Raw genomic sequence first — 23,694 nt, forward strand, 5'->3', positions numbered from 1 at the left:
GGAGAAGTTCGCCTCTACAGCCTGCCTTTGGTTTATGCAATTTAACGCGACTCTTCGACTACGCTTCTTATCTATTGTCCCCTGTTTCGTCCTCGCCGCTATCCTTCTTCTGCTCTTCTGATTTCTTCGGATGCGGCGTTCCATCAAGTCCGTAGACTTCGTCATAAGCGTCGAATATTTTCCTCGCAATCGGCGCGGCGCTTTGCGAGCCGAAGCCGCCTTCCGGCACAACGACGGCCACCGCCAGCTTCGGATTATCGCGCGGCGCAAAGGCGATGAAAACGCCATTATCAATCTTCTGCCACGTTCCATTCACTTTAGCCTCCTGCTCGGAGGTTCCTGTTTTGCGGGCAAAATCATATTTAAAATCATCGAAGGCTGCCAGCCCCTGCGTATTCATTCCCCGCTTAATGGTCTGCCAATGCGCTTTGGGGAATTCGACCTTGTTCAGGACCTCGCGACCGAATTCCTTGACAACGTTGCCCTCCTGATCCGTGATTTTGCTGACCAGCTGCGGCTTGACCCGCTTGCCTTCATTCGCCAGCATGACGGTGTATTGAGCAAGCTGCAGCGGGGTGTATTTCCCCATCTGCCCGAAGGATGCATAGGCTAAAGCTGCCAGATTACTTCCCGCTGCCTTCGTATTGGTATACTCCCCACGGCCCTCTAGTTCCCCTGGCAAACCGCTTCCCGTATTGACACCAAGCCCAAACTGCTTCATATATTGACCCCAGACCTCAACGCCCTTCTCCCCACCATACTTATTGACTAGCTTTTTGCCAATCATATCGATCATAAAAGCATTCGAGGATTGCTGGATTGCTAACTGCGGCTTGATAGGTCCATTTCGATGGCCGCTCGAGTTGGAAATTTTCGTTTCGCTTCCTTCTCTGCCAATTGATGCATAACCCTGATCAGGATACGTTTCGTTCAAGCCAAATAACCCCTCATTCAGCCCGATCAACACGGTCAGCGGCTTAATAACGGAACCGAGATAGATCATGGATTCAAACCCGTTTCCCGAGCGACCTGATCCATAAATCGTAATCGTGCCGTTTCCTGACGCGTCCACGATATCCGGCGTAATCTTACCACCATTTACCCGCACATTCGAGTCGTAATCCGGCATGCTCGCCATCGCGACTACATTACCGGTATCCACCTCCATGGCGACCGCATATCCAGTTAAGGCATCCTTATGCAGCTTACCCGATACCGGATGGGTATGAAGGTATTGGAGCTGATCCATAATGGCCTGCTCCGTGGCAAGCTGAATGTCTTTATGAATCGTGGTATGAATATTATGGCCTTTTTCAGGAGCGACCATCGTCGGTACGCCGTCCACCATATTCTGCGGATTGATCGGAATACTGAGATACCCGCTCTTGCCGCGCAGTTCTTCCTGAAACATCCGCTCCAATCCGTCATAGCCAATCCACTCTTCTTCCGTGTAGATCAAGCCGGGATTCTTCTGATCCTTGTTGCTTTGATCAATAGCCTCATAATCCTTAAGGCCTTTAGAGCCTTTGAACTTCTTTAGATATCCGATCGTCTGAACGGCCACCGTATCCGGGTCATAGTGCCTTACGTTCTCCTCCACGATCTGGATGCCGGGAAACTTGGCTCGGTTCTCCATGAAATAAGCGATCTCTTCCTTCGTCAAATCGGATTTGATTCGTCTGGGTTCATAACCATGCTGCTTGTTATATTCCAAATCCAGTTCGTCCATCACTTTTTGGACGGTCATCGGTTCCAGGTCCGGATCCCCATACTTGTTAAACGCCTGGACCAGCCGCTTCGCCATCTCCTCCGCTTCCGGCCGGTTTTCTTTTCCCTTGTCCGTCTTTTTGCTGTAATCTTTCATGAGCGTGATATATAAAGAGTTTGAAGCCGTAGAATAAGCAAGCTTGGTGCCGGACGCATCGATAATGGATCCCCGGATCGGCTGCAGCGGGAAGTGTTTCTGCTCTCCTCCGGTTTCCTGACTCGCAAGCTCGGGTCCCTCAACGAACTGCAAAATGGCCATTCGAACGATAATGACGCAAAAGATAAGAAAAGCACTAAAAAAGAAAATATTGATCCGTCCATTGAATCTGCGTTTCATTTCCGCTTCATCTGGTACGTCCTTATAAGGTTTAAAGCCTATCACATTTTCTACGCTCCTTTGTTATATGGATTAATCCAGCCAAGTTGGCAAATGTGGCTGTTTCTCGAATTCGAAGATTCGCTGTAATTGTTCCTTCGTATTTCGTTCCTCAGACAGCGGAGGCAGTTCGTCCTGCGCGAAAAAACCGACCGCGGACGTCTCGGTCCCCACACCTGCAGTTCCGCCCGTAATGTCGCAATGAATGAACATTTTGTATACATGGAAGGCCGATGGCGGATGGTTATGAAATTTCTTATCTAATACGGCCAGAAGCCTCCCTGCACGCACGTCGTAACCGGCCTCTTCCTTCACTTCCTTCACCACGACCTCCGCTGGCGATAGACCGATGTCCGCCCATCCTCCCGGCAGCGCCCAAGCCCCGTCGGCCTTTTCCTTCACCAGCAGCAGCTTCCCCTCTTGAAAAATAACGCCACGGACATCCACCTTCGGCGTTTGGTATCCGGTTTCACTCGCAAACAGCGTACGAATCTTCTCATCGCCCGCTTCGGTATACTCCTGCATGATCTTGATGCTGAGCTCCCTTAGCTGCTCAAACCGTTCCTTGTCATAGACATCCCTCGTATATTCCAGTCCGGCCTGGCTGATCGCCTGTATCTCTTTTGCCCAATCCAACCATTTCAGTGTCATAGATTCATCCCTCTTCGATATCTTCTCATCATATATAACGCCTGCTACCCACGATTGGTTTATAATGGAAGTGTTTGATTTCAAAATTATAACATATTTTCCGACTGATTATGAGACGAGTTGATATATTAAGGAGGCTTTATTTTATGAAGAAAACCCGATCGGTTCTATATGTTATCCTGCTAATCGTTGTGTTCGGTACGGGGTATTATGTCGGATCGAGGTCAGAGAATTTAAAACCGATCTCAAAGGAAAATGCCCGCAAAGCCATCCAAACCCTGTGGGTGAAATCCGCCGAACCTCCGTTGCCCAAGGTGACAATCGACGGCACCGACATCGCGGTGCAGCGAAGCGGGTACCTTTACTCATGGTGTAACGGGGATAAGTGTTCGATGACGGATGCAGCTCAGCCAGAGCTGAAGGATATAACACCTGTTGTAGTCAAAGGCGGCGTGGACATCAAAACAACGCCACCCGAAGGAATTAATGGATTCACCATTCAAAACCTAACGGATCCTGATAACGACGGATATACCGTACCGACTGAACCGGGCTCGTACCTGTACGAAATTCACTGTACATGGCCTCTGGAGCAGGGACGCGCCAGCTTTTATTTTGCGGTAACGGTCCAATAGGGTAAGCAGCTCAACTAAAGCGATATCAGTAGACATAAAAAAAGATGACCTCGACGAATTCGAGGCCATCTGCTTGCTAGCTAAGTCCAAGGCTGTTTTCTATGAACCTTCTACAAATCGGGTCCCAGTTCAAACGCATGGCTGTTTCCTTTTTGCTATTAGGAATTCTTTCTGTCCTTCTCATCCCTTTGATTCGTTCGGATTAAGGCATACGCCAATTGTCCGGCCATCCCAAGGAATAAACCCGTACCGACGACAATATAGACCATCGTGAATGTTTTACCAAGCGGCGTCTGCGGCACAAATTCCGGGTGACCTACCGTGCTCAAAGTCACCACGCAGAAATATAGAGCGTCCAGCACGGATAACCCTTCCTGCCTGGTATAAAACATCGTACCCGATAACAGCATAATGACAATCAGTACAAACAGCGCTACAAAATACCGCTGCTTAAACGCTCGAAACAGACCGCTGAAGAGGCGTTTTAACGTCAGCAAAAAAGATATCATCCGAAAACCGTCCTATTCTATAACTGGAGTATACGTTACATAAATCACATACAGCTATTATATCAGCGTTTTATCCCCTGCGGCCATCCACACTTAGAGGCTTAACCCTGAAGCGTCAGCAGCTCCCGGATTTCCGCCTCGGTCCAGCTTGGAAGCGACTCTTCTCCCGGTTGAACCAGTTCCTCGATCAGATCCTTCTTCTTCTGCTGCAGGGCGACCATTTTATCCTCGATGGTATCCTGAGCCACCAGCCGTATCACCTGCACAACCTTCTTCTGTCCGATGCGATGTGCCCTGTCCGTCGCCTGCTGCTCTACAGCAGGGTTCCACCACAGGTCATACAAGATCACCGTATCGGCCCCGGTCAGGTTAAGCCCCGTTCCGCCTGCCTTCAGCGATATGAGGAACACTTCCCGTTCTCCTTCGTTGAAGCGTTCGCACAGCTTCACTCGCTCCGATGCCGGAGTCTGTCCATCCAAGTAGAAAAACGGGATCCCCCGATATCCGAGCTCCCCGGCAATCAGATTCAGCATCCCCGTAAACTGAGAGAATACCAGCATCCGTCTTCCCGCAAGACGACATTCTTCAATGGTTTCCAGAAGCTGCTCAAACTTGGCCGAACTTCCCTCATAGCCCTCCACGAAAAGGGCCGGGTGACAGCAGATCTGACGCAGACGGGTAATGCCCGCCAGGATGCGAATCCGGCTTTTCTGAAAGCCATCCTGCGCCAAATGCTTGAGCGTCTCCTGCCTTAACTTCGCAAGATAGGCGGTATACAGCTTCTTCTGTTCGATCAGCAGGCCCGATGCCTGAACCGTCTCGATCTTCTCCGGCAGCTCCTTGAGCACATCTGATTTCAGTCTGCGAAGCAGGAAAGGACGCACCCGCCTCATCACGGTTTCTTTCGGCAATTCCTGAAACGTTTTTCGATCTCCAAAGAGTGCCGGGAAAACGGCATCATATATGGACCATAGTTCCTCAAGTCGGTTCTCGACCGGGGTACCTGTCAGCGCAAACCGATAACGGGCATGCAGCGTTTTGACAACCTGAGCCGTTTGCGTTGCGTAATTTTTGAAGAATTGGGCTTCATCCAGAATTAACGTTAAGAACGGCAGCTTTGCATAGCGTTCAACGTCCCTGCGGAGCAGCGGATAAGAAGTAATGATAACATCTGCATTCCCCGCATTCTGTATAATCTTAGCCCGCTCGGTCTGCGTACCATCGGCAATGACGGCCTTGATCTCGGGCGCAAACTTCAGGAGCTCATTATGCCAGTTATAGAGCAAAGAGGCCGGCGCCACGATGAGTGCAGGTTCGTTACGTTCTCTGATCTCCGGAAGTACTGACAGAATGAAAGCAATGCTCTGAATCGTTTTACCGAGGCCCATATCATCGGCCAAGATACCGCCGAAGCGGTAGTGGGCCATCGTCTTCATCCATTGGAAACCAAACTTCTGATAATCCCGGAGGACCGTTTCAAGACTCGGCGGCACGGCAAAATCCAAATGATCCGGATTCTTCACATGCTGCAGCATTTGGCGCAAGGATCGGCCAAGCTGGACCGTTGATCCCGAATCTTCCCAATCCAGCAGCTGAAGTCCTTGGACTGCCGGCATTTTGAACTGTGTGCCCTCCCCTTCGTATAACCAAGGCCCTACCCGGTTCATTAAGGCAACCATGGCCTGGAACTCGGCGCTTTCCAGCGGAAGCAGCGCTCCGTTTCGCAACCGGTGATATTTGCGTTTTTCTTCAAGCGATTTGACGATCTCCCGAATTTCGGCTTCTCGAATCCCCTCCATATCAAACTTCAATTCAAGCCAATCCGTCCGTTCGTCGACCTCCACCCGCACCTTGGCTCCCATCGGTTCAGTAAGCACCCGTTCCTTCACAGCCGTCGTTGCATAAACAACCAGCAGCTTCTCCAGCTGCGGGATCGTATGATACAGGAAATCGTATTCGGCATCCTCATCGTTCATGAAAAAACCGCCATCGGTCTTGGCAAAGGAGGCGTTCTCCATGAGCTCAAGAATCCGCTGCTCCTGCTTTCCGTCGCGAACGAGGATCGAGCTGCTGCTGCGTATGGCGCGATGTCCCTCCAACGGATTAATGGTGATTTCTCCGTATTGAAATTCGAGTCCGGCCAAAAGCCGGCCACGCACCCGGTCCAGATAAAGCTTCGCTTTTAAAGGCGTTTTGACAATGCGGTCAGATACAGTTTGTGCCACATGGACACTTCCAAGCTTCATCAGTCCCGGAACCACACGCTCCATAATGGACTCCATCATCTCAGGTTGAATCCGGATATGCGGTTTATTCGCATTCTCAAGCAGCTGCTTCATCTCGGAGAGTCTTCTGCAAGCATCCAATTCAAGCTGAATGAGCTTACCGTCCACAATGACGAGTCCGTAACTTTCCAGAACGATCATTCGCTCCAGTCCCTCGATCTTCATCAGGTATTGATCATCCCCGGCTTCATCAAACTCGAATTGTAGGGGGATCGGATCTTGAACAAATTCCAGCTTATCCGTGAGGATCCCGTCCAAAGACAACAGGGAATGGTTCGAATGGGACAATCGTTCCCTTACTTGGGGCCAAAAAGTGGGAGGAATAATCAGCATTCGGTCACCGCTTCCGTGTTTGCCATGCGGAGCATACATGTCCAGTGACTGTTTAAACATGCTTTCATGCTCGTATACACGAATCAGCTCCTGGAGAATATCATCATCCTCCTTTTTAAAGCTGTGCAGCTCCGGATCGTACGTAAAATTCTTCGTGAACATGCAGGTTTTGCCGTGTTTTACACACGCCAGAAACTCTCGAATCCGCTGCACGATATACAATCGTTTCTTACCTATACGCAATTCAACGCCGAACAAGTATTTCCGATTTCCGTAAGGATATAACTTGAAAATGAACTCCATTTCCAGAACTTCTCGGGTGTCAAACCTGGACGTTGCCGTGGCCCTCCGGCCTTCGGAATAAGAGAACAATCCGAGCAGCTGGCTGCTGAGCAGCGCATCCTGTTCCCCTTCGTCCGAGCTTCTGTCATGCCCCGGGGAGTACCGAGGTGTTAATTGCCCGTCTTCTGTATTTCCGCTACCAGAAGGATGTAATAACGATGGATAAGGGCGCATTGGAGCTTCCACCGTTTGCTCAATATCACGGATGTTCAAGAGCAGAGCCGCAATATGTCTGCACCGCTTCCGGGAGAATCCATAATCGATGCAGCTGCATTCGGTGAATACATCCCCGTTCGAGTCAATCTCGGCATAGGCGATACCCGACTCCTGATCCGTCACTTCTGCCTCGTATTTTCGAGTGTCCGGATCTTGTTTCAGCATCTTTACATGTCCATCTCTATATAAAACCCCGCCACGATCGTAGGAGGTCTTTCCGCATAATAGTTTGATCACCCGTTCGGTCAGCTGGTAACCCATAACCACAATCCCTTCTCTATTTACTGCTAAAAAACAGTATACCATTTTGTGCGGAAAGGCTAGTAATGCAGAAGGGCGATATAAGAAAAACGTCTATCGACGTACATTCTCAGAAATGTTTTTCTTGCGATCTTGAGGAAGGCGCATGCTTCGAAGTTTATACGATCTGATTCCAAAAAAAAGAACTCGCCGCTACGGCAAGTTCTTGCGCTGCTTCTCATCATACCGGATCAATCGATCATAACGCTTGTTATTCCCACTCCATGCCCCGTTAGATATGATGAAACCGACAATCATATAGATTGGAAAATAATAATAGTATCTCACTACAAAATGTTCCGGCGTAAACTTGTCCTGATCAAGGAGCCCGGTCGCAGCAGCCCATACAACATATAAAAACATGCCGTGAGCTAGTCCTCGGGAAAGCACGAATTTGCCTTTTCCCTTCTCCCGAATCGCCGTCCATTTACGATAAAATCGCTCGTCTCGATCCATCCAACCCCTCCGCTTCGTGGCTTAGATACGTTTGTAATACAGCACCGTCCCGTCCAGTTCGCCGTTAGAGGAAAGGGCATAATCGGGTATGACTCCAGCTTGGATGTAACCCAGAGACTGATACAGCTTGTTGGAGGGGTCCCCCTCCCGGGTATCTAAGACCAGCAAGGTTCTACCCTCTTGCTTTGCTTTCGGCTCCAGATGCAGCATCAACGCTCTGCCGATGCCGCCGCGACGGGATGCAGGATCCACCATCAGTTTCGCTACCTCGGCCCGGTGTCTACCATTCGCCTTCATGGCGCACTGCAGCTGAACCGTGCCGATCATCTGCCCATCCTGCATGGCAACCCACAGGGTAACCCCTGGGCCAAGTACATCCTCCCAGTAAGCGAAAGCTTCATCGTAAGACAGCGGAGCTAAGAATCCTACCGATGCCCCATTTTCTACTACCCGAATCAATAATTCCGTTAATTGATGATGCATGTCGGTTTCTAATGGATCTACTTCTATAATCGTAAACGCAGGGTTCATTATAGGACACTCCCTCTCTCTCATATAATAAACTCATTCTATCCGTTCCGTTGGCATATGCAATCATTTTTTACGATGCGAAAACCACGACGCGCGTCAGAATCCTCTTATCGCTTCAAGATGTCAGCCAGTGCTTTATTCAACGTATCGTATGTAAAATGAAACCCTGCCTTGCAGAGTCTGTCCGGAATAACCCAGCGGCTCTTCAGCACGAGTTCCGTTTCGGTTTGAATAAGCCGGGCGCCCAGCTCAAGCAGCCATTTAGGTGACGGCAATCCCAATCTGCGATTCAATGAAAGCCGAAGCTGCTCCATCAGTTCCTTATTCGTAACCGGATAGGGAGACGCACAATTGAAAACCCCGCTCAGCTCTGCCCTCTCTTGTAAGAACAGAATCATGCGGTACAGATCCTCCACGTGGATCCAGCTGAACTTTTGCTTGCCCGTACCTTGAACGCCACCAAGTCCGTATTTTACCAAGTTAACATAAGGAGTCATGACGCCGCCGCCCGGCCCCAGTACGATGGCAATACGCAAAGCGATTTGTCTTGTTTGAGGCAGCGAGAATGAGAAGAAAGCGCGCTCCCATTCCTTGGCAACCTCGACGGAGAAGCCCGAGCCGATTTCGCCCTGCTCCTCCGTCATCGGCTTATCCTCGGCATGGCGATAAATCGTGGCCGTACTGGAATTAAACCATGTACGCGGAGGAGCATGGCATGCCTCGATGGCGCTGCCAAGTATATTCGTTGTATCTATTCTGGATTTCAGTATAAGCTCCTTGTTTTTCTCATCGTAACGGCAATTGACCGATTTACCTGCTAAATTAATCAGCATATCCGCCCCCTCCAGGGCAGCAACGATAGCTTCTTGATCGTTCCATGCGATATGACCATTCCGTCGGGATATCATAAGTACTTGTGTTTGCTGTTCATTCGTGAATTTTTTCGTAAGATAAGTTCCGATAAAACCAGTTCCACCGGCCAAAACGATCTTTTTCATAGAATAGAATCAGCTCATTTCTCTTTGTTTTATCCACATAATAAACTTCTATGTTATCCATTGTTTCTTACAATATACCATTTCCTCAATAGAGAATAAAAAGAAAACACCTTCCTCATAGAAGATGTTCCATTCATATAGAACTCGCGGAATCGTAGGATGATTTCAGAAAATAATCGCACCTACTTGCCTAGCATCGAAAACAAATATGTGGAAAAATCACGGTTAATGTAATCCTTAAAATGCCTCTTGTCAGCTATGGGAAACAGATCTAGCTCCTTCGTTGTCCATATGCTTAAATGGGTCTCGAATTCGTTCCCGTATTCGGCACCCTGGGGCCAATCCGTTCCAATCGGAATATTAAGCAAAACAAAACGGGATTTTTGGATACAGGTTTGCAGCAGGATAAGTGCCCGTTCTTTTGTAAAGTGCTCGAGAACGTCACCCAGGATAATCAGATCGAATTGTCCAGGCTGGACGCCCGTTTGTATATGGTCGAATGCATCCACAACATGAATATCGTTATAGAAACTGGAATGATAGGAATCGATATTAGCCGGATAGATTTCAATCCCCTCGATGCGCGTGTTCCAATTTGCGCGAAATACGCGCCCTCCCCATACGTCCAAATATTCACGGCAGATCATACCCCAGCGGCCAAAACCAACGCCAACATCAAGGACGGACTTAGGAGATACATATCGGATCAGATCCACACAGTAAGATAAATTCTGCCAGTTTGATGTTCCCATTCCCATACCTCCATTCGATCTCTCTACGCCATGATTCAAAACGATCCCGCACTTCAACTCAACCTAGACCAGTATATTCTTGGCTAAACATTCTGGACTCGTCAGTTAACTATTCCGTTTCACACATTTCTCTCATAAAAAAAGATCCCCGAAGGGATCTATCGATTTAATAGAGACATGATTTGGTCTTTCATGAACTGATAGCTGTGGGGATCATCCTTCTTCGCATAAAAACGGAGTCCGTCCAGCGCTTTGAACAGTTGATGGCCTAACAGTCTCTCTTCAAAATAAGGAATACTTACGCCTTGCTGCTCCATCGCTTGCTGCAGCCTTTGGGGAAAACCCAGCATCGGATACCACATATGAAGAACAGAGACATCCAGCATGAAGTCGCCAAACATGGCCATCTCCCAATCCACGATCCCCGTTACGTTCTCGTTCTCTCCCAGCATATTGCCCAAATGAAAATCTCCATGTACAAGATAACGCTCCGGAGGCGAATAGCGAACCAGTTCGATCATCGTTTGGTAGATTTCTTCAAAGAACTCTTTTTCCAGAAAACTATTCTCATACAGGCTCTGCCATCCATGGTAGAAACCTTCTTGCTCCTCATCGAAAACAGACGTCAGATAGTCCAGCCATGAACGATGTGCAGCTTTGCCTTGCGGAGTAATCCACCCGAAGCCTTCATAGGACTCCCCGATATGTATCTGACGGATCCGCATGAATTGTTGGACAATGTCGGGGATGAGTCCTCGAATTTGGGTCGGCTCAAGAGCACTTATCGGCGTGCCGGATACTTTATCCGAAATGGAGAAGTGAATATTCTCCACCTTCCCTATCTTGTGGATACGGGGAATGGGCAAGGATTGCGCGCCGTACATATCGTAGATTTTGAGGGCTTTATGAAGGCTGTCCCCATTATCCTTAAAATGAATGACATAATCGGCATCGCCCTTGCGGTAACTGAACACCTTGCTGAGCTCCCCCATCTCGATGGGGATGACATTCATTACCGATTCCCCTTCAATAAACTTCAGATGACTTACCGCCATATCCAAGGTCATCTCCGGCTTAAATGTTTTCATAACATGATCTCCTCCTTCATCATCTGATCCGGGTTCGACTTTGACGAATTCCATCTTCGATATAACAAGGGGAATAAATCATATAAATTAGCGGAGATACTCGATGCAGAAATATGAATAGTAGAACCCGTCATGCCTTTATTCATGCTCATAAGCTTCCGCTTCCAGGCAGGGTGCCTGGACATCAGATGATCAGGATCATAAACCTCAATTCCTATGAACTTCTCATTTTTTATCTGATAGATATGAATATTTTTAATTTCGTTCCACGCGACGGCTCCAGCGCTCACATAGGAGGATTTATCGACGATCCCCTCTTTATTGATCAATAGTGCCGGGTCCGATTGGAAAAGCTTTGTGATGGCAAACACCAGTCCCGCGCCAAAAAACAACGCACAGATGATTCCGACAATGGCAATAACCATGTTGTCCGACGTCACCCCGCCGTATACCAATCCACTACCTAGCAGCACAAACGCCAGAGAGCCTATTAGCATTTTGGTCACCTTGGGATAAATCTTTATCTCTTCTTGTTCCTGCATGAGTCGTACTCCTTGTTTGTATTAACTTATGTAGACGATTCTATCATCCGTTGGACATCCATCAATAGCTGACCTGGAACTCCTTGACGAACACCGCCGTACCGGATATATAGACATCCATGGTCTCTTTCCAGCGATTCACTTGAACATGCACTCTCCCGTCTTTCCCCATTTCCTGGCCTTGTTCAATATTAAATTGAGTTGAGGATACCTCAGGGTTCAGGTAAGTCAAATAATAAGCTCCCATTACCCCCGATGCAGTTCCAGTTACCGGGTCCTCAACGGTGCCAGAGTACGGCGAAGAGAAATGTCTCGCGTGCATGAACGAAGACGCATCCATCGTTTCCAGGCAAAAAGGATGCAGCGAGGCTTTGGGATTTTCTGTTAAAATGTCCGGAAACACTGCATTATCAGGCACCATCCGCTCAAAATGCTCCAACCCTTTTATCGGCACCAACAATGTCCAGATCCCCGTGCTTCCATACACGATGGGCATACTTAAGTCCAAATCGTCACGTTTAAGACCTATAGATGATGCCAGGCGGTCAACATCTCCCTCATAAGATATGAATCGAGGATGATCCTGCTTCATCTTCATGGATAACTGGCCCTCGCCATTTTGAAATTCTATGGGCAGAATGCCCACTTTGGTCTCAATCCACACGGTTTCTTTTTCCGGCAACAGTCCCTTGGTTTTCAAGGCATACATGGATGCCATGGTGGCATGGCCGCACAGGTTCATTTCATGGCCGGGAGTAAAATACCTCAGTCTGATATCTGCTTGCTCCGACTTTAAGATAAAGGTGGTTTCATTGAATCCAACGCTGCGGGCGATGGATTGCATCTCTTCCTCCGTCAGTTCATCCGCATGCAAGACCACACCAGCAGGATTTCCCTTGTTAGGCTGCACCGAGAATGCATCATAATGAAGTACGTTTATGGATTTCATGTTCCTCTGATCCTTCCTCCTGCATCGTCTAGGATTTGCGATCGAAATTTGAGACGATTTTACCATTGGATTATTGTTAAATCCAGACCATTTTACGAACGGTTCTCTTCATACGATAAACTTGATTTCATCCCATCAACCGTTATCGATATGTAAGCAATCTAAAAACCGGCCGAGACGACCGGTTTTTATCAAGCTTTAGGAGGGCAAGACCATCATCTCCTATCCTCAGCTAAGAAGATGTCATTGCCATTCACGCCCACATTAACCTTTCGATTTCCGAAATACCCCGAGCTCTCTCGTTTTACCTGTACCTGTCGTTATACCAAGCTTCTCATAATGATCAAAATGCGTGCTGCCCAGCAAAATTGCCTTTTCGAGCTCCGGTTGATCTCCGGATTCCCAAAACAACATTTCCTCAACAGTCTGGTTAATTTTACGTAAGAATGCATCTCGAACTTTCACGTTTTTCATCATATGATAAAATACGGTTAACAACAGGCCAATATCGTATCGTTCGATCCGATTGGATGTCTCAAATCGCTCTTTCCGCAAATCAAAATAAACTCTTTCCAGATGATTCAGTCGTTGAGCCAGTTCATAATGCTCGGTCAAAGCCTCTACTCCCGTTACAATTGCCCCTTCTCTTGTAAAGTGACGGGCATAATACCCGATATTGCAGCCGATATCGATTACCTTTTTCCCTGCAACTGAAGTTGCATTGAGATATTCAAGAATCAAGTCAAGTCTCGTCGGATAGAGGTCATCCCGTTCGCTTTCTAGATCCATGAACGAGGGGTGCAGAATGGGAGTATATATGAGAGTTCGTTGTTGCTGCTGAAAAACTTCCAATACAGACCCCAGCACCTCTGCGTTTTTCCATTGATCATAATCCTGCTGAGTCATGCTAACCCATACCTGTTTGACGCCATGACAATGAAGAAATGCAGTGCGATGATGACCGTCCTTAAGATTAAAGTAACCACCATTAACGTTGTATTTAACCAATGGTGGATCCTGCTGAAAAAAGGAGGTTTGTTTCTGCGAAAGGGCTCCCTTCATTACGTTATATTGAACAAAACGCTGATCTATGATCTGAGTATCAGATAGAGGAGGAACAAGGTTTCTGGAAGAAAAGATGGTATGATACCAATCCAAATACATGCTTGGAAAATCGGCCCGCTTCATAAAATAATGATACAGTTGTTTATGCGGGGAAAAGCGAATAACGGGCTTATTGGCAAAGCGTTTGTGGTGCTCATACCAACGCTCCGTAAAATAGGGAATATCCCTAGTGCCTTCTTCTGGTATGAAATCCGTAAACAACAATTCAATTGGTACTTTCGTATTCACAAGTTGATTCTCATGGTTTACAGACATTGTCTCATCCTCCATTAAGGCAACTTTACTTCGCTCGGGCGAGGAATATAAATATGTGGAACAATCCTTGTTGACGTAATCGGTTTCTAAAATCCCCCGTGTACGAATATGCCTAGTGGCAGTATATTCCTCTGATTATGATGCGGACTCGTCAGTCATCTATATCCATTCACCTATTTACAAACCGAGTCCTTCATCCGGGATTCACGGTTTCAATAGAAGCTATCCCGGAACAGACACAGCCCGGCTCTTCTAAAGAGCCGGGCTGCTGCTATTCTATTGGATCTATTTGACAGAGACGGTGATCGATACGGTCTTGGAATTGTACTGCCCTTTAATGCGGGCGGTTCCCTTCGCGATCGCTTCAATACGTCCGTTCGTTACTTTGGCAACGCTGGAGTTGCTGGTTGTCCAAACGGCGGTGTCTCCAACATTTGTTTTCGCGCCGGTATCGAATTCAGCAGTAACCGTTACAGTCTTAACGTCACCGGGCTTCAGATTCAGTTTCTTCTCGCTTACCGTCAATTTCTTCAATTTCGGAACTACGTTTACCTTAACTGTAGCCTCTTTGCCTTGGTAAGAACCCGTAATCGTAGCCGTACCTTCGGCAACCGCTTTAACAGACGTTTTGGATACCGTCACAATCGCGCTGTCCGACGAGCTCCAATTCATCTTGGAGGAGAGAGAAACCGTCTTGCCATTACTGTAGTAGCCTGTAACTTTAATCGATTTGGATTTCTTGATGTTGAGATCGATTTTCTCGGGCTCTACAACGATTTTTACAACTTCCTGTTCAACCACTACCGGAATCTTGATGTCTTTATTCAAGTAAGTTCCTTTCAGTGTCGTCGAACCTTTGGTTAATCCCTTAAGCGTACCGTCCTTGATGACAGCTGCCGAACCCGTCAGTGACCATTCAACGGAGGAGGTCACATCGCTCTCCTTGCCATCTTCAAATACAGCATTTACTTTCGGCAGCGCAATGCTTCTGCCCATAACCAGCTGATACTCTTCTACATCCGGCAGCAGCACCAGCACTTTTTCATTGACGGTAACCGGCACCGTCGCTACCTCTCTGGATCCAATCTTACCGGTGATTGTTGCTGTACCTGCATCAATGGCTTTGATTTTGCCGTCTTCGGTCGTTACCACTTTCTCATCGCTGGAAGTCCAGGTAACCGCGCTGCTGAAATCCTCTTTCTCGTCGTCCAGAAGCGTTCCCGTTACTTTAGGGAAGGATTTGGATTCGCCTTTGAGCACATCCACTTCCGTATCGGCTGCCTCAAACTTGGTCACGGTCGGATAAACCTTTACCGTGAATTCTTTGCTGATTCCCAAGTAACTCACCTTGATGTTGGAGGTTCCCGAAGCTCTAGCTGTAATCACGCCTCCATTAACGGATACGGCCAGCGGGTTGGATGAGGTCCATTCCCCGGCCACGTCAATGGATTGCGAAGCCGCGTTGCGAACCTTGGCTTGTACCGTAATCGAATCATTCATAAACAGCACCGGATTCTTGACGAAATCCGTCTGATCCAGAATTAAAGCTTCATATGGATTGCGCACATACACATCCAGTTTGGCCGTTGAACCCAGATAGCTCACGCTGATCGTAGATTTACCCAACGCAACCGGTTTTAGCTTGCCATCCTCTATCGCGGCTACGGAAGAATTGGACGATTTCAGTTCTATCTTATCCGTTACGTCCATACCTGCATCGGTCTCCGACTGCTTGGCGAATACTTTCAGCTCAACAGGCGCATCGCCAACTAAGAGCTCCAGATCTTCGCCTGGAACGATCGCAAGCTTTTGGTAAGGTGCAGTGACTTTGACCGTAAAGGAAGCCTTACGACCTTTGTATTCCGCAGTCACGGTTGCGCTTCCCAAACCTACAAGGGTCAGTTCGCCTTTGCTTACTTTTACTACGCTGTCATCGGAAGTGGTCCACTTCGCTTCTGTTGTTACGTCGTTCGTTCCGTCAGCCAACGCTTTGACGGTTAGACCTTCCGTTCCAAGCTTATGTTCCACTTTATCCGGCTGATCCAGTTTAAACTCGTCAATGGCAAATTTGACATCGACATCAATCGTTTTGATCGCGCCTTTGAATTTTGCCGTAATTCGAGCCGTACCTTTCTCCAGTGGAATAATGAGTCCACCGTCAACCTTTACGATTCTTGTGTTGGACGAAGTCCACGTCGATTCATTGGTTACATCCTTCTTCGTAGAAGAGCCTTCAATGTTAGCCAATACTCGAAGTTGTTCCGTTGTTTCATTAACGGTTAAGTAAATTTTGCTCTCGTTCGTATCAAATTCAATCGACGTTACGTCCCCGGAGGCGGCGAATACGCTGGTTGGAAAAACCATCGCCAACATCATCACAACGACAAGAAACATCTTCGTTGTCTTTCTGTTTAAGCTCATTTATTTCTCTCCTTTGTACCTTCTGTCTCTCAGGCTTTTTTTCAGTCTATCTCTATATCGACAGTCCCGGATTAAATCGTTACCTTCTGACGCCAAAATAGGCACAAAGTAGGATAATCTCCCAGCTCCAGATCCCGAAAAAAATCCCGGCGTGTGAAATGGACAGCTGCCCCTATTAGCTCAAGCCGGAGTGACGGTCAACTTACTCCATCAGTTCAATTTAATGAGTTTATAATTGTTCAACAGATAATGGATGCCCGAGTAGATCGTCAAGGCTGCTGCGGCAAGCATGAGAAATTGGTCCACTTGAATCATAGTGATGAGCTGAAAGGGATAATTATCCAGCAATACCGCTGCAATGGCTATCACCTGAAGCACCATTTTCAATTTGCCGAGACTGTCAGCGGACAATGCGATTCCCTGCTCGGATGCGACCATCCTAAGCCCTGTGATAACAAATTCCCGCGCAATGATGACAACGGCTATCCATGTCGCAACCATCCCCGATTGAACCATCATGATTAAGGCGACCGATATGAGCAGTTTATCCGCGAGCGGGTCCAGTAATTTTCCGAGATTCGTAATTTGATTGTATTTCCTCGCGATGTAACCGTCCAGCTTGTCCGTAGCCGAAGCAAGAAGGAATACACCCAGCGCGATGTAGGTTCCATAAACATGAATGAATCCGAAGAAGCTGCTATTCTCGGTCAACCATAATGGATACTCTGCAAAAAAAAGAATAAATAATGGAATCAACAGCATTCTGGCTATCGTTATACGGTTGGCAAGGTTCATCGGCTCATCTCCTCGATCTGCAATTGGAATCGTTCGTTCCCCTAACTATTCGGCATCGTAAAAGATCATATGCTCTTTATCCGCGCGGTAATAATCCAGCCTGTCTTTCAAGCTGCCCGTATGAAACTCAAACATATGCCCATCCGGGTCCAGGAAGTAGATCGACTTCTTGTCCTTCTCATCCCTTGACCTACCCGGCAGAATCTCCACCTGGAGCGCTTGCAGACGAAGCAGCGATGTTTCATAATCCTCCTCTTCCAAGGTAAAGGCAATATGCGTATACGTTCTATTCGCGGTGCTTCTGTCGACATCTTCTTCATTTAAAGCAATCCACAGTCCGTTCAGATCGAAATAAGCCAGCTTTCTCCCCTTGACCAGAATTTTGGCTTCAAACACGTCCCTGTAAAAAGCGATGGACCGTTCCAATTCCGAAACAGAGAAGCAAAGATGGTTAATGGCCTGCAGTTTCATTGTTGGTCGACTCCATTTCTATAGAAGATTCGATAAGATCCAGCACATGCAGCGGTTGATGGATCTTCTCATACTCGCTCTCAATAAACGTATTGTACCAATAGGCTTGATATGGCCTTAAACCGGCGCTGCCAGCACCGCTCAGCTCATCTGATCCGCCATCCCCGATAAACAGGGAATCCTGTGGTGTTACAGATAAGCGATCACATGCCAATCGATAGATTTCTGCATTCGGCTTGGCTACCCCAACCTGATAAGAGAAGATAACGTCATCGAAGTAGGGGGCCAATCCGCTCTGTCCAAAAGAAACCACCTCTTCTTCCGAGCAATTGCTGATCAAGCCCAGCCTCAGTCCCTGTTCACGCAGAAGTTCCAGCATCCTGCAGATCTCCTTCGAGATCGTATGGAAAGGAATTTTCTTATCGCTGACTCTCGACTGATAAAGGAATTCCACGTGTTCCTGAGGATAAGGCAAACTGCGAGAATCCAGAATGTCACGGATCACCGAATGATAGTCGGGAAAATGCCCATTCATTCTTCGCTCAAAACGGGTACTCCACTCCTGTTTAAACTCCGCTTCCGATAACCCGAGTCTATACATGTAGTCATAGGATCTCTTGGAGAACCGCTTGCCGTTTGCGAACTCCGTGATTAATGTCTCATATAAATCGAAGAACACCGCTCTGACCGCCATGCCGTACCGCTCCCTTCGTTAATCAACGACACCTGCCGCCTGAGGCAATCCAGCCGGATACCGCTTGACCGTTTCATCCAGAACCATCCCTGCCTTCTCGTCCCAAATCTCGCTTAATTCAAACGTGCCCTCTTCAAAAAACAAGGGAAACCGGCGTTTAAACCAATCCTGCATGGGCAGTTTCAATGCCTCTTTCCTGTCCACCCATAACAGCTCCCCTTCAGGTGGATGCTCCAGCAACTCCCCTTCAAAGGAAGTAGCCAAATAATTAAATACCATATACCGCATACCTGTATTCGGCTCACACGATTCCTCAAGGCCTTTATAGATGATGTCCTTTACAATCAAGCCGGTTTCTTCCCGCACCTCCCGAATGGCTCCGTTTACAATGCTTTCCGGAAAATCCACTTTGCCACCGGGCGCAATATAACCGGGAAATCCTTTGGCATCCGGTCTATTCATCAGCAGGATTCTGCTTCCGTCTTGGATCATGCACATGGTGTATAACTTCACTTCGGTCTGCAACCTAATCCCTCATTCCTAACGATTCTACTTGGTTATAGTATACAACCGGAAGCGCTGGATGACGATATGATGAACGGAGATTCATACCCGTCTTTTTCATGCTCAAGATTGTTAATCTGCATCAAAAAAAGGCCTGAGCAACTTCTGCTCAGGCCTTCCAAGATAAAGTGTATCATCAGCCTGCTTGAATCTTCGCTTTACGCGGCCATTCTCAAATCGGACGAATATCCGCCATACATCATATAACTTGCGTTCGGGGTTTGAACCTGCATCGGAACCATGCAACCGATGGCTGATGCTTCACTGCTATTCCATTGAATAAGTCTAACGACCGCTTCAACATCCCCGGATTGGTATGCCTCTGCCAATGCCCGAAGATTCAGGGTCATCCCCTCCTCTTCCGGCATAGCCAATACAAGTTCCTCTTCCTCTGGATCCAGCGATTGCAGCACTTTGTGGGCACGATGAAGGGCCGCTTTCACCGCGCCCTCCGTCGTTTTCAGTTTCATTGCGGTTTCCGAAACAGAATATTCATACACTTCACGAAGCAGCAGCACTGTTCGCTGCAGGGGCGACAAGTGTCCCAGCAGCCATTGAAAAGCAAGCTCGATGTTCAGTTTGCTGTCCTCGTTCGACGCTTCCTCCCTAGGCAAAACATGTTCCAGCTTCTCATCTAGAATTCGTCTATAGGTCTGATCCCGGCGGACCCGGTCAATCCATGTATTCTTGGCAATCCGAAGCAGCAGCGCTTCAGGATTGACATGGCTCCGCTGCTTCATATGCTCCAGTGCTTTAATCCAGGTGTCCTGCACCAGATCATCGGAATCCCATGAGGAGTTTGTCAGGGACAGACAATATCTGTGCAGGGTCGCATTCAATTCCTCCAGGCTCAGATCAGCCGGAGGGGTGACGCTCGGTCGATATATCGTCATCGGAAGCCAACTCCTTTCCTCATCTCGGTAAGATATCTTATATGTAAACGAACGAACTCATCATTTCGTTACTTTCGTTTTCGATTTTTATTTCGTGGTTTCTCCGTATCTTTTGCGGCTTCCTCTTCGTTTACTTGCTGAAACCAGAAAACCTAACGAATATGGAGGATGAAACCATGAATATTGTTCCTTATGTTGTTGAACAAACCAACCGGGGCGAACGATCTTACGATATTTATTCTCGATTGCTGAAGGATCGGATCGTGTTTGTGGGTGCAGCCATCGATGACGCCATCGCTAACAGTATCATCGCACAGCTACTCTTTCTGGCGGCTGAGGATCCTGAGAAGGATATCCACATGTACATCAACAGTCCGGGTGGCTCTGTTTCTGCGGGCTTTGGCATTTACGATACCATGCAGATTATTAAACCTCAAGTGAACACCATCTGCACGGGCTTCGCCGCTTCTTACGGCGCGATCCTACTGCTGGCGGGGGCCAAGGGAAAACGCCTCGCACTGCCGAACAGCGAGATCATGATCCATCAGCCGCATGGTGGTGCGCAAGGGCAGGCCACCGATATTGCCATTTCGGCTAAACGTATCATAAAAACCCGCGAGAAGCTGGCGCACATTATATCCGAGCGGACAGGTCAATCCGTAGAACGCGTCGAAAAGGATATGGAGCGGGATTATTTTATGTCGGCAGAAGAAGCGAAGGAATACGGGATCATTGACGATATCGTCACCAAACTGTGACGCTATTCGAAATCATGTCCAACACCGCTAGCCCCGATACTTTATTTTATTCACAAGGAGTGGACTGTATATGCTGAAAAGTTTGCTGAATCAGGAAGTGAGCATTTATTTTACGGATGGAAGTTATGTGCGAAGTGGCACGCTTGAGGAAGTAGGCGAACAATTCATCCGGTATAAGGATGAATACGAGATGCTGTATGTACCTTTAACCGCCATTCGTTACGTTTCAGTGAATACCAAGGAACGAGACAAACCGAAGGTCGGATTCACGCCGACTACCTGATCGGATAACAAGAACCGCATGGGCTAACTTAGCTCATGCGGTTTTCGTTTGTATCGCTGTTTATTTTGTCTAATATGAATGAGACCATTCGCTGTTTGCAGACATCGTTCTGCTCCCTCTGATGAAAGCCGATAAATTGCAGGGCATGAACAACGGAGTAGAAATCAATCAGCGCCCGCTGCTCTTGGTCCGCCCCCCACTGTCTGCATAACGCCTCCACGTAGGCCATTCCCTGATCTCCAATATCGGAGACCACCGCCGTCTGGGTGAGGGCGATCATGTACAGCGGGTCCCCGTAGCAGACCCAATCGAAATCAACGATGCCCTGAAGCTTGCCTTCGGTCACAATTACATTCTTGATCGTAAGATCATCAAGGAAACAGATTGGCTCCACTTGGTCGAAATACGGCGTGTAACGCTGCTTCATTGTTTGCAATTGGACGATGGTTTCGGGAGTAACATCATCGATAATGTTATCTATGTGATTGCGGATATCACGATCGATGATCTGTGTCCAGGATGAGAAGGAACCCTGCTCCCCGATCGGAACCCATCCGAATCCGGTGCCCCTGGGAAGCTCTGACACGCTGCGTTGGAATGCAATGATCTGTCCGGCAAGTTTGGCCAATTGTTCATGTGTCATTCCCTCAAGCTCATATCGGAGGTCCCGTCCGGGAAAGTGCTCCAGTATCATATAAGCAAAGGGGACCTGTTCCAAGGATACATCCGTTCGGATCACTCTCGGTACCGGCAAGCCTAATGAAGAGAGAATCGCAATATTGTCCGCTGTATGCTCCAGGACGCCGGGCTTGTAATTGGTTCTGAGAATGATTTGTTCGTCTGATAATGTCACTCTATACACCTGATTGGTATGGCCAAATGACATGGGTTCGATCTTCAGCGGCGGACTGCCGTAAACCTCCGTTATAAGATCTTCCAGACTCATCTCCTTCACCTGCCTTAACGGTTACTTTATTTATACATCTTCAAAATGTTCAACGACGGGGAATGGATCGTAAAAGTGATGCAGCAGGTTTTTCCATTCCTGATATTCGGCGGATCCCCTAAAACCTATCGTGTGATCCTCCAAGGTCTCCCATTTCACCATTAGAACGTATTTGTGTGGATCCTCCAGGCATCGCTTCAACTCATGATGGATATATCCCTCCATCTTGGAGATGATCCCTGAGGCAACTTGGAAATTACGTTCAAAATCTGCCGTTAGTCCTGGTCTCACCTGCAGCATTGCCACTTCAAGTATCATCGTATTTCCTCCTTGGTATCAAGCTAATATTCATATCACTCTATCCACTATATTCAAGCTCGGTAGAAGCCTGAAACGCAAATACCCCCTCTTCATCCGGCTCAAGACGATACACCTTCTGGACGGCATTCAGGTTCAGCCCTCCATAAATATGCGGGTACAATTGGTTCATCTCATATAAGTCCTCATATACAATCTCCGCATCCACCTGATCTTCTTGAATACCCAGCACCAATAGATCCGTCCTACCAGTATAGAACATATTGGCTACTCCGCTGACTTGCTCCTCTGTGGAGCAGTGGATAAATCGGTCCGTCTGTAAGCTCGGCGGTTCGTACAATCTATTCTCTCGTGCTACCCTCCAGGCTTCCTTAGAAATCATATGATAGATCATGCCCTACGTCCCCCCAAACGCTTATTTTTCGTATATCTTGACACACTTGAAATAGAAAAACCATCCCCTTCTTGTTAATTTCATGATGGCCTCCTTCCTATTGGCATAAAAAAAGAAGACATCATTTTAGGATGTCATCTTCACAATCGTATATTGATCCGGGTCAAAATCTTCGAAGATTACTTCATGGACGGATTCGCCCAAAGCATACGCCAGCTGCCCATTGATAAAAACGGCACATGCCTGCTCATCGATGCCGATCCCGCGCTTCATCTTCTTAGTTCTCATACCCTCCAGCAGGTTGGACTGGTCGCTCCACTCCGTAAAATGAACGCTAATCAATACATTCGAAAGTAACCCTACCCCTTGCTTAAACAGCATTACGCTTTGTTCATTATCCAGTGGCGATATGAGGCATATCTCCGGAAGAATCAAGGCACCTGCCGAATTCCCCGCAATGGGAACGCCGTTCTCGTAACAGTTGATTAGCAGCTCCTTAAAATGACCGGTCGCGTAATAGTGATGGTATTTCTCCGTGTTGCCCCCGCCAATAAATATTCCCGTGGCCTGTGACAACACCTGTTCGGCGTGTTCCATGTCCAGGTTTCCATCTTCATCAGGAACGATCACCTGCATATCCTGGGCACCTGATTCCCTCCACATCTGCTGAAAAAGGGGAACATATTCCTCCCACCCCGGTCTGTTCATGATGCATAATGCGATTCTAGCGCTGGAACCGCCCGCTTGCTCTATAAATTGTCTGTTCGTCTCTGCTTGAAAGGAATGTCCTCCGAGCAAATATAGATATCGATCCCTCAAGATTACGCCCCCTTATTTCTTCTTTTTCGGACCTCGTTTGTAAACATAGTACAGCAGCACGGATATAAAATAAATCGGAAGCAGGATGATGCCAATTACAGCGCAAAGCAGGACAATTGGGATCTGGCCGCGGTCTGCCATAACTTCGTAGTTCACATAGCCGTACACAATCCAAACCAGCCACACCAATGTAACAGCATATCCTATTTTATAAGGTAATTTCACAGC

Annotated in this window: 26 protein-coding genes; 3 read left to right on the forward strand and 23 right to left on the reverse strand. The window is 47.7% G+C overall.

Annotated elements, in window-relative coordinates; all coding sequences use genetic code 11:
* Positions 1–67 precede the first annotated feature (67 nt).
* Positions 68–2,149, reverse strand: coding sequence for a peptidoglycan D,D-transpeptidase FtsI family protein (locus tag CRG97_RS21860; RefSeq protein WP_098747297.1), 2,082 nt, complete (start codon positions 2,147–2,149; stop codon positions 68–70).
* A gap of 27 nt (positions 2,150–2,176) precedes the next feature.
* The gene (locus CRG97_RS21865; protein ID WP_098747299.1) at positions 2,177–2,794 is read right to left on the reverse strand and encodes an NUDIX hydrolase; all 618 of its coding nucleotides are present in this window, start codon (positions 2,792–2,794) and stop codon (positions 2,177–2,179) included.
* A 146-nt stretch (positions 2,795–2,940) separates the two neighbouring features.
* On the opposite strand from CRG97_RS21865, the gene CRG97_RS21870 reads away from it, so the two are divergent.
* Complete coding sequence (locus CRG97_RS21870) at positions 2,941–3,429, forward strand: hypothetical protein (RefSeq protein ID WP_098747301.1); 489 nt, start codon at positions 2,941–2,943, stop codon at positions 3,427–3,429.
* A gap of 158 nt (positions 3,430–3,587) precedes the next feature.
* On the opposite strand, the gene CRG97_RS21875 is transcribed toward CRG97_RS21870, so the two are convergent.
* The 16 genes from CRG97_RS21875 to CRG97_RS21950 all read right to left on the reverse strand — a co-directional run bounded on the left by CRG97_RS21875 (position 3,588) and on the right by CRG97_RS21950 (position 19,948).
* Complete coding sequence (locus CRG97_RS21875; RefSeq protein WP_098747303.1) at positions 3,588–3,938, reverse strand: potassium channel family protein; 351 nt, start codon at positions 3,936–3,938, stop codon at positions 3,588–3,590.
* 101 nt (positions 3,939–4,039) lie between these two features.
* Positions 4,040–7,375, reverse strand: coding sequence for a DEAD/DEAH box helicase (locus tag CRG97_RS21880; protein ID WP_098747306.1), 3,336 nt, complete (start codon positions 7,373–7,375; stop codon positions 4,040–4,042).
* A 192-nt stretch (positions 7,376–7,567) separates the two neighbouring features.
* Positions 7,568–7,870, reverse strand: a complete 303-nt coding sequence (locus CRG97_RS21885) for a hypothetical protein (protein ID WP_098747308.1) — start codon at positions 7,868–7,870, stop codon at positions 7,568–7,570.
* Between the two features lie 21 nt (positions 7,871–7,891).
* The gene (locus CRG97_RS21890) at positions 7,892–8,401 is read right to left on the reverse strand and encodes a GNAT family N-acetyltransferase (RefSeq protein WP_098747311.1); all 510 of its coding nucleotides are present in this window, start codon (positions 8,399–8,401) and stop codon (positions 7,892–7,894) included.
* A 107-nt stretch (positions 8,402–8,508) separates the two neighbouring features.
* Positions 8,509–9,399: a TIGR01777 family oxidoreductase gene (locus CRG97_RS21895; protein WP_098747314.1), complete on the reverse strand. Its 891-nt coding sequence runs from the start codon at positions 9,397–9,399 to the stop codon at positions 8,509–8,511.
* Between the two features lie 182 nt (positions 9,400–9,581).
* Complete coding sequence (locus tag CRG97_RS21900; protein ID WP_098747316.1) at positions 9,582–10,151, reverse strand: methyltransferase domain-containing protein; 570 nt, start codon at positions 10,149–10,151, stop codon at positions 9,582–9,584.
* Positions 10,152–10,309: 158 nt separating this feature from the next.
* Positions 10,310–11,239 (reverse strand): phosphotransferase family protein, encoded by a 930-nt coding sequence (locus tag CRG97_RS21905; RefSeq protein WP_098747318.1) that lies wholly within the window; start codon positions 11,237–11,239, stop codon positions 10,310–10,312.
* Positions 11,236–11,781 carry an STM3941 family protein gene (locus CRG97_RS21910; RefSeq protein WP_098747321.1) on the reverse strand — a complete coding sequence of 182 codons (546 nt, stop codon included), beginning with the start codon at positions 11,779–11,781 and terminating at the stop codon, positions 11,236–11,238. Before CRG97_RS21910 ends, CRG97_RS21905 begins: the two co-directional genes overlap by 4 nt.
* Before the next feature lie 61 nt (positions 11,782–11,842).
* A complete protein-coding gene (locus CRG97_RS21915; RefSeq protein WP_098747323.1) occupies positions 11,843–12,730 on the reverse strand; it encodes a PhzF family phenazine biosynthesis protein in 888 nt (295 codons plus the stop codon).
* 264 nt (positions 12,731–12,994) lie between these two features.
* A complete protein-coding gene (locus CRG97_RS21920) occupies positions 12,995–14,110 on the reverse strand; it encodes a class I SAM-dependent methyltransferase (protein ID WP_098747325.1) in 1,116 nt (371 codons plus the stop codon).
* A 285-nt stretch (positions 14,111–14,395) separates the two neighbouring features.
* Complete coding sequence (locus tag CRG97_RS21925; protein WP_098747327.1) at positions 14,396–16,531, reverse strand: Ig-like domain-containing protein; 2,136 nt, start codon at positions 16,529–16,531, stop codon at positions 14,396–14,398.
* A gap of 210 nt (positions 16,532–16,741) precedes the next feature.
* Complete coding sequence (gene pgsA, locus CRG97_RS21930; protein WP_098747329.1) at positions 16,742–17,326, reverse strand: CDP-diacylglycerol--glycerol-3-phosphate 3-phosphatidyltransferase; 585 nt, start codon at positions 17,324–17,326, stop codon at positions 16,742–16,744.
* 45 nt (positions 17,327–17,371) lie between these two features.
* Positions 17,372–17,797: a metallothiol transferase FosB gene (gene fosB / locus CRG97_RS21935; RefSeq protein ID WP_098747331.1), complete on the reverse strand. Its 426-nt coding sequence runs from the start codon at positions 17,795–17,797 to the stop codon at positions 17,372–17,374.
* The gene (locus CRG97_RS21940) at positions 17,778–18,491 is read right to left on the reverse strand and encodes an HAD family hydrolase (RefSeq protein ID WP_098747333.1); all 714 of its coding nucleotides are present in this window, start codon (positions 18,489–18,491) and stop codon (positions 17,778–17,780) included. Before CRG97_RS21940 ends, fosB begins: the two co-directional genes overlap by 20 nt.
* Positions 18,492–18,509: 18 nt before the next feature.
* On the reverse strand, positions 18,510–18,989 hold the full coding sequence (locus CRG97_RS21945; protein ID WP_202618984.1) for an 8-oxo-dGTP diphosphatase: 480 nt from the start codon (positions 18,987–18,989) through the stop codon (positions 18,510–18,512).
* 224 nt (positions 18,990–19,213) lie between these two features.
* Complete coding sequence (locus CRG97_RS21950; RefSeq protein WP_098747338.1) at positions 19,214–19,948, reverse strand: RNA polymerase sigma factor; 735 nt, start codon at positions 19,946–19,948, stop codon at positions 19,214–19,216.
* 161 nt (positions 19,949–20,109) lie between these two features.
* Here CRG97_RS21950 and clpP point away from each other — a divergent pair, with 161 nt between their 5' ends.
* A complete protein-coding gene (gene clpP / locus CRG97_RS21955; RefSeq protein WP_098747340.1) occupies positions 20,110–20,706 on the forward strand; it encodes an ATP-dependent Clp endopeptidase proteolytic subunit ClpP in 597 nt (198 codons plus the stop codon).
* A 70-nt stretch (positions 20,707–20,776) separates the two neighbouring features.
* Entirely contained in the window at positions 20,777–20,989 is a 213-nt protein-coding gene (locus tag CRG97_RS21960) for a hypothetical protein (protein ID WP_098747343.1), read from the forward strand.
* 28 nt (positions 20,990–21,017) lie between these two features.
* On the opposite strand, the gene CRG97_RS21965 is transcribed toward CRG97_RS21960, so the two are convergent.
* The 5 genes from CRG97_RS21965 to CRG97_RS21985 all read right to left on the reverse strand — a co-directional run bounded on the left by CRG97_RS21965 (position 21,018) and on the right by CRG97_RS21985 (position 23,691).
* Complete coding sequence (locus tag CRG97_RS21965) at positions 21,018–21,935, reverse strand: phosphotransferase family protein (protein WP_098747345.1); 918 nt, start codon at positions 21,933–21,935, stop codon at positions 21,018–21,020.
* 30 nt (positions 21,936–21,965) lie between these two features.
* Positions 21,966–22,253, reverse strand: a complete 288-nt coding sequence (locus tag CRG97_RS21970) for an antibiotic biosynthesis monooxygenase family protein (RefSeq protein ID WP_098747347.1) — start codon at positions 22,251–22,253, stop codon at positions 21,966–21,968.
* 40 nt (positions 22,254–22,293) lie between these two features.
* Positions 22,294–22,647: a DUF952 domain-containing protein gene (locus CRG97_RS21975; RefSeq protein WP_098747349.1), complete on the reverse strand. Its 354-nt coding sequence runs from the start codon at positions 22,645–22,647 to the stop codon at positions 22,294–22,296.
* Positions 22,648–22,773: 126 nt separating this feature from the next.
* The gene (locus CRG97_RS21980) at positions 22,774–23,466 is read right to left on the reverse strand and encodes a Type 1 glutamine amidotransferase-like domain-containing protein (protein ID WP_098747352.1); all 693 of its coding nucleotides are present in this window, start codon (positions 23,464–23,466) and stop codon (positions 22,774–22,776) included.
* A 12-nt stretch (positions 23,467–23,478) separates the two neighbouring features.
* Positions 23,479–23,691, reverse strand: a complete 213-nt coding sequence (locus CRG97_RS21985) for a hypothetical protein (protein ID WP_098747354.1) — start codon at positions 23,689–23,691, stop codon at positions 23,479–23,481.
* Positions 23,692–23,694: the final 3 nt, after the last annotated feature.

Origin of the sequence: Paenibacillus sp. EZ-K15 (assembly GCF_002573715.1) — a bacterium.
GTDB lineage: Bacteria > Bacillota > Bacilli > Paenibacillales > Paenibacillaceae > Paenibacillus_AQ.